This window comes from Actinomadura soli (assembly GCF_005889715.1).
GTDB classification, from domain to species: Bacteria; Actinomycetota; Actinomycetes; order Streptosporangiales; family Streptosporangiaceae; genus Spirillospora; species Spirillospora soli.
In genome coordinates, this window is sequence record NZ_VCKW01000364.1 from 1 (window position 1) to 6,351 (window position 6,351).

Consider the following 6,351-nt stretch of genomic DNA (forward strand, 5'->3'; position numbering starts at 1 on the left):
GGCCTGGACGGATCTGCGGTCTCGGACGCCGCCGCGTCCGAGACCGCAGATCCGTCCAGGCCCACGCCGGCCACGATTCCACCGTCTGCCGCCCGGGTGCGCCGTAGGCTCGCCAGGTTGGGCGCCCAGCGCGGCCCCGCTATGAACCCGGTACTCGAACCACTGATCAAGACCGTCCGCAACACCCACCCGAAGGCCGACCTGCGGCTCATCGAGCGCGCCTACGACGTGGCCGCGCACCACCACCGCGACCAGAAGCGCAAGAGCGGCGACCCGTACATCACGCATCCGCTCGCCGTCGCCACCATCCTCGCCGAGCTCGGCATGAACACCGAGACGCTCTGCGCGGCGCTGCTGCACGACACGGTCGAGGACACCCCGTACACGCTGGAGCAGCTCACCGCCGACTTCGGCGACGAGATCGGCGCGCTGGTCGACGGCGTCACCAAGCTCGACAAGGTCAAGTACGGGGAGGCCGCCGAGGCCGAGACCGTCCGCAAGATGGTCGTGGCGATGTCCCGCGACATCCGCGTCCTGGTGATCAAGCTCGGCGACCGGCTGCACAACATGCGGACGCTGCGCTACATGCCGCGGCACAAGCAGGAGAAGAAGGCCCGCGAGACGCTCGAGGTGTTCGCCCCGCTCGCGCACCGCCTCGGCATGAACACGCTGAAGTGGGAGCTGGAAGATCTCGCGTTCGCCACCATGTACCCGAAGCGGTTCGACGAGATCGCCCGGCTGGTGTCAGAACGCGCCCCGCGCCGCGACGTCTACCTGCAGGAAGTCATCGAGAACGTCTCCACCGACCTGCGCGAGGCCCGGATCAAGGCCACCGTGACCGGACGGCCCAAGCACTACTACTCGATCTACCAGAAGATGATCGCGCGGGATGTCAGCTTCGACGACATCTACGACCTGGTCGGCATCCGGGTCCTCGTCGACAGCGTCCGCGACTGCTACGCCGCGCTCGGCTCGATCCACGCGCGATGGAACCCGGTCCCCGGCCGGTTCAAGGACTACATCGCGATGCCGAAGTTCAACATGTACCAGTCGCTGCACACCACGGTGATCGGCCCGGAGGGCAAGCCCGTCGAGCTGCAGATCCGCACGTGGGGCATGCACCGCCGCGCCGAGTACGGCGTCGCCGCGCACTGGAAGTACAAGGAGGAGACGGTCGGCGGCCGCAAGGCCGGTGACATGCAGTGGCTCCGCCAGCTCCTCGACTGGCAGAAGGAGACCGCCGACCCGGCCGAGTTCCTGGAGTCGCTGCGGTTCGACCTGTCGGTCTCCGAGGTGTTCGTGTTCACCCCGAAGGGCGACGTGATCGCGCTGCCGCAGGGCGCGACGCCGGTCGACTTCGCGTACGCGATCCACACCGAGGTCGGGCACCGATGTATCGGCGCCCGCGTCAACGGCCGTCTCGTCCCCCTCGAGTCGACCCTCGACAACGGCGACACCGTCGAGGTGTTCACCTCCAAGTCGCAGGACGCCGGTCCGAGCCGCGACTGGCTCGGCTTCGTCAAGAGCGCCCGCGCCCGCAACAAGATCAAGCACTGGTTCTCCAAGGAGCGCCGCGACACCGCGATCGAGTCCGGCAAGGACGCCATCGCCCGCGCGATGCGCAAGCAGAACATGCCGCTGCAGCGGATGATGTCCGGGGAGGCGCTGCTCGCCCTCGCCCGCGACATGCGCTACCCGGACGTCTCGTCGCTGTACGCGGCCGTCGGGGAGAGCCAGGTGTCGGCGCAGAACGTCGTCCAGAAGCTCGTGGACGCGCTCGGCGGTGTGGAGAGCGCCGACGAGGACCTCGCCGAGATCGCGCTGCCGACCCGCCGCAAGCGGGGCCGTCCCGTCGGCGACCCGGGCGTCGTCGTCGCCGACGACCCCGACGTGTGGGTCCGGCTGTCGCGCTGCTGCACCCCGGTGCCGGGCGACGACATCGTCGGGTTCGTCACGCGCGGGCACGGCGTGTCGGTGCACCGCGCCGACTGCTCCAACGTCGCCAGCCTGAAGTCGCAGCCAGACCGGCTGATCGACGTCAAGTGGTCCCCGGGTGAAGACTCGGTCTTCCTGGTCGCTATCCAGGTGGAGGCGCTCGACCGCCCGCGGCTGCTGTCGGACGTGACCCGCGTCCTGTCCGACCAGCACGTCAACATCCTGTCGGCGTCGGTCACCACGACCCGCGACCGGGTCGCGGTGTCGCGGTTCACGTTCGAGATGGGCGACCCGAAGCACCTCGGGCACGTGCTGAAGGCCGTCCGGTCCATCGACGGGGTCTACGACGTCTACCGGACGACCAGCGGCGCCACCCGATAGGGGCGGCGCCGCTTCTGTCTTTCGTCAGCCCGTTGCGGTCAGCCTTCGGCGGGCTCGTCCTCGGGGATCACGTCCACGCCGGCCTCGGCGCGCTGCTGCGGGGTGATCGGCGTCGGCGCGGCCGTCAGCGGGTCGTAGCCGGACGCCGCCTTCGGGAACGCGATCACGTCGCGGATCGAGTCCTGCCCGGCGAGGAGCATGACCGTCCGGTCCCAGCCGAACGCGATGCCGCCGTGCGGCGGCGGCCCGAACTTGAACGCCTCCAGCAGGAACCCGAACTTCGACTCGGCCTCCTCCTTGGACAGGCCCAGCACGTCGAACACCCGCTGCTGCATCTCCGCACGGTGGATACGGATCGACCCGCCGCCGATCTCCGTGCCGTTCAGGACGAGGTCGTAGGCGTCCGCGAGGGCGCTTCCCGGGTCGTCCTGGAACGTCGACGCGAACTCCGGTTTCGGTGCCGTGAACGGGTGGTGCACGGACGTCCAGCCGATCTGCTCGCCCTTGTCGTCCTCCACCGGCTCGAAGATCGGCGCGTCGACGACCCACACGAACTCCCAGGCCGACTCGTCGATCAGGTCGCGGCGGCGGCCGATCTCCAGCCGGGCCGCGCCGAGCAGCTCCTGCGTGGCGTGCCGCCTGCCCGCGCCGAAGAAGATCGCGTCGCCGGCGTCGGCGCCGACCTTCGCGGCGAGGCCCGACTTCTCGGCGTCGGACAGGTTCTTGGCGACCGGGCCGCCGAGCGTCCCGTCCTCCTGGACGAGCACGTACGCCAGGCCGCGGGCGCCGCGGGCCTTCGCCCAGTCCTGCCAGGCGTCCAGCTCCTTGCGGGTCTGGGCCGCGCCGCCCGGCATGACGACCGCGCCGACGTACGGGGCCTGGAACACCCGGAACGACGTTCCGGCGAAGTACTCGGTCATGTCGGTCAGCTCGAGGCCGAACCGCAGGTCGGGCTTGTCGGAGCCGAACCGGGACATGGCGTCGGCGTAGGTGATGTGGGGGATCGGGAGGGGGATCTCGTACCCGGCGATCTCCCTCCACAGCCGGGCGACGAGGTCCTCGCCGACGGTCAGGACGTCGTCCTGGTCGCAGAACGACATCTCGATGTCGATCTGGGTGAACTCCGGCTGCCGGTCGGCGCGGAAGTCCTCGTCGCGGTAGCAGCGCGCGATCTGGTAGTAGCGCTCCAGCCCGCCGACCATGAGGAGCTGCTTGAACAGCTGCGGCGACTGCGGCAGCGCGTACCAGTGGCCCGGCTGCAGCCGGACGGGGACGAGGAAGTCGCGGGCGCCCTCCGGCGTCGACCGCGTCAGCGTCGGGGTCTCGACGTTGACGAAGCCGTGCTCGCGCATCACCTCGTGCGTCAGGAACGACGCCTCCGAGCGGACCTTCATGGCCCGCGCGACGGCGTCGCGGCGCAGGTCCAGGTACCGGTACTTGAGGCGGATCTCCTCGTTGACGTTGACGTCGCCCTCGATGGGGAACGGCAGCGGCGCCGCGTCCGCCAGCACCTCGATGTCGGCGGCGGCGACCTCCACGTCACCGGTGGGCAGCTCCGGGTTCTCGTTGCCCGCCGGCCGGACGCGGACCTCCCCGACGACCTTGACGCAGAACTCCGAGCGCAGGTCGTGCGCCGTGTCCTCTTCCCTGAACACGACCTGCGCGGTCCCGGACGCGTCGCGCAGGTCGATGAACGTGACGCCGCCGTGGTCGCGGCGGCGGCCGACCCAGCCGGCCAGCGTGACCTGCTGCCCTGCGTGCTCCTTGCGGAGCGTCCCCGCCTCGTGCGAGCGGATCATGGTGCGAGCCTTTCCTTCAACGTCGTGATGATGTCGGTGAGCGGGACGGCGGTCTGCTCGCCCTCGGCCAGATCCTTGACCTGGGCGACGCCGTCCGCGATATCTCGCTCCCCGAGGATCACGGCGTACCGGGCGCCCGAGCGGTCGGCGTCCTTCATGGCGCCCTTCAGCCGCTTCCCGCCGAACGCCATGTCGGCGGCGATCCCGGCCCGGCGCAGCTCGTCGACCAGCGTGAACAGCCGCCGCTCCGCGGCCTCGCCGAGCGGGACCCCGAACGCCTCGCAGCGCGGCCGGACGGGGAGCGCGGCGCGCCCGTCCTCGTGCCGCTCGGCGTCCAGGGCGAGGAGCGTGCGGTCCAGGCCGAGGCCGAACCCGATGCCGGGCAGCGGCGGCCCGCCGATGTCCTCCGACAGGCCGTCGTAGCGCCCGCCGCCGCCGATGCCGGACTGCGCGCCCAGCAGCGGGTGGTCGAACTCGTAGGTCGTGCGGGTGTAGTAGTCGAGGCCGCGGACCAGGGTCGGGGTGTCCTCCCACGCGATGCCGAGGTCGGTGAGCAGCTCGCGGACCTTGTCGTGGTAGGTCTTGCAGGCCGGGCACAGGTGGTCGGCCATCAGCGGCGCGTTCGCGATCTGGGCCCGGACCTGGGGGCGCTTGTCGTCCAGGACCCGCAGCGGGTTGATCTCGACGCGGGCGCGGGTGTCCTCGTCCAGGTCGAGGCCGCGCAGGAAGTCCTGCAGCAGGGCCCGGTAGGCCGGACGGCACTCCCGGCAGCCGAGCGAGTTCAGCAGCAACCGCACCCGCGTGAGGCCGAGGGACCGGTACCAGTTCCACGCGATCGCGATCGTCTCCGCGTCGACCCGCGGGTCCTCGCTGCCGATCGCCTCCAGGTCGAGCTGGTAGAACTGCCGGTAGCGGCCCTGCTGCGGCCGCTCGGCGCGGAACGCCGGGCCGGTCGTCCACACCTTCACCGGCAGCGCGCCCTTGTGCAGGTTGTTCTCCAGGACGGACCGCAGCACCGACGCGGTGAACTCCGGACGCAGCGTCAGCGACCGGCCGCCCCTGTCCTCGAACGTGTACATCTCCTTGGACACCACGTCCGTCGATTCTCCGACGCCGCGCTTGAACAGATTGGTGTCCTCGAAGACGGCCAGCTCCAAATAGCCGTAACCGGCCAGCCGCGCCTGCTCGGCGAACGCCTCGCGGACGGCATAGAAGAGGTCCGCGCGTGGCGGAACGTATTCACTGACCCCCTTGGGGGCCCGGAAGCTCGAACTCATGGTCTCTCTGGCTCAGAATCCCTTGTTGGGCCCGTCCGCCGGAATCCCCGGGTCATTCAGAGGGGACGACCCCCCTGTACCCCCCGGCGAAAGCTCCGTGAGGAACGGATTGGTCGCGCGTTCGCGGCCGATTGTGGTCTGCTCGCCGTGGCCGGGCAGGACGGCCGTCTCGTCGGGCATGGTGAGGCACACCCGGGACAGGCTCGCGAGGATCTCCTCGTACGATCCGCCCGGCAGGTCGGTGCGTCCGATGGACCCGGCGAACAGCAGGTCGCCGGAGAACATCACGTCCGGGATCTCCTGCGTCTTCGGGGTCCGGAACGTCACCGACCCGGGCGTATGGCCCGGCGCGTGGTCGACGGTGAAGGGCAGCCCGGCCAGCTCCAGCGCCGAGCCGTCGGCCAGTTCCCGCACGTCGTCCGGCTCCGCCAGCTCCAGGCCGCCGAACAACTGCTGCCCCGCGCCGAGCGACAGGCCCCTCGCCGGATCGGTGAGCAGATCGCGGTCGCCGGGGTGGATGTAGGCGGGGACGTCCCGCGCGCCGCAGACCGGGGCCACCGACCAGACATGGTCGATATGGCCGTGCGTCAGCAGCACCGCGACCGGTTTCAACCGGTGCTCGCGCAGAATGGTGTCGATCCCGGCCTCGGCGTCCTGGCCGGGGTCGATGATGACGCACTCCTCGCCCGCGGCGGGCGCCACGACATAGCAGTTCGCGGCGAAAGATCCGGCGGGGAACCCGGCGACGAGCACGGTCGTCCTTCCTTCGAACCATCTCGGGTGGGCGTGTCCGAGGGTACCGGCGCGGCCATTGCCTCCGCGAACGAGATAGCACCGTCGCCGTGTCGCCAGCCGGCGGGTCGAGCGGAGCTCGTCCGTTGAATGGCGGTGGGTGGGGGCTGGAGGACGGTCGGCCGGGCGGAGCTCGTCCGTTGAATGGTGGTGGGTGGGGGCTGGAG

General features: G+C 70.5%; 4 protein-coding genes. 1 reads left to right on the top strand and 3 read right to left on the bottom strand.

Annotated features, from left to right (window positions below):
- Positions 1-75 precede the first annotated feature (75 nt).
- Positions 76-2,316, top strand: coding sequence for a RelA/SpoT family protein (locus ETD83_RS38155; protein ID WP_407921553.1), 2,241 nt, complete (start codon positions 76-78; stop codon positions 2,314-2,316).
- Between the two features lie 38 nt (positions 2,317-2,354).
- Here ETD83_RS38155 and aspS read toward each other — a convergent pair whose 3' ends face one another.
- The 3 genes from aspS to ETD83_RS38170 are packed head-to-tail and all read right to left on the bottom strand — an operon-like array spanning position 2,355 to position 6,145.
- Complete coding sequence (aspS, locus tag ETD83_RS38160) at positions 2,355-4,115, bottom strand: aspartate--tRNA ligase (RefSeq protein ID WP_138650065.1); 1,761 nt, start codon at positions 4,113-4,115, stop codon at positions 2,355-2,357.
- Positions 4,112-5,392, bottom strand: coding sequence for a histidine--tRNA ligase (gene hisS / locus ETD83_RS38165; protein WP_138650066.1), 1,281 nt, complete (start codon positions 5,390-5,392; stop codon positions 4,112-4,114). The genes aspS and hisS overlap by 4 nt, the downstream gene beginning before the upstream one ends.
- A 12-nt stretch (positions 5,393-5,404) precedes the next feature.
- Positions 5,405-6,145: an MBL fold metallo-hydrolase gene (locus ETD83_RS38170; RefSeq protein WP_138650067.1), complete on the bottom strand. Its 741-nt coding sequence runs from the start codon at positions 6,143-6,145 to the stop codon at positions 5,405-5,407.
- Positions 6,146-6,351 lie beyond the last annotated feature (206 nt).

Coding starts and splice junctions, on each gene's coding strand:
- aspS (WP_138650065.1), bottom strand. CDS start 4,115: ATGATCCGCTCGCACGAGGCGGGGACGCTCCGCAAGGAGCACGCAGGG.
- hisS (WP_138650066.1), bottom strand. CDS start 5,392: ATGAGTTCGAGCTTCCGGGCCCCCAAGGGGGTCAGTGAATACGTTCCG.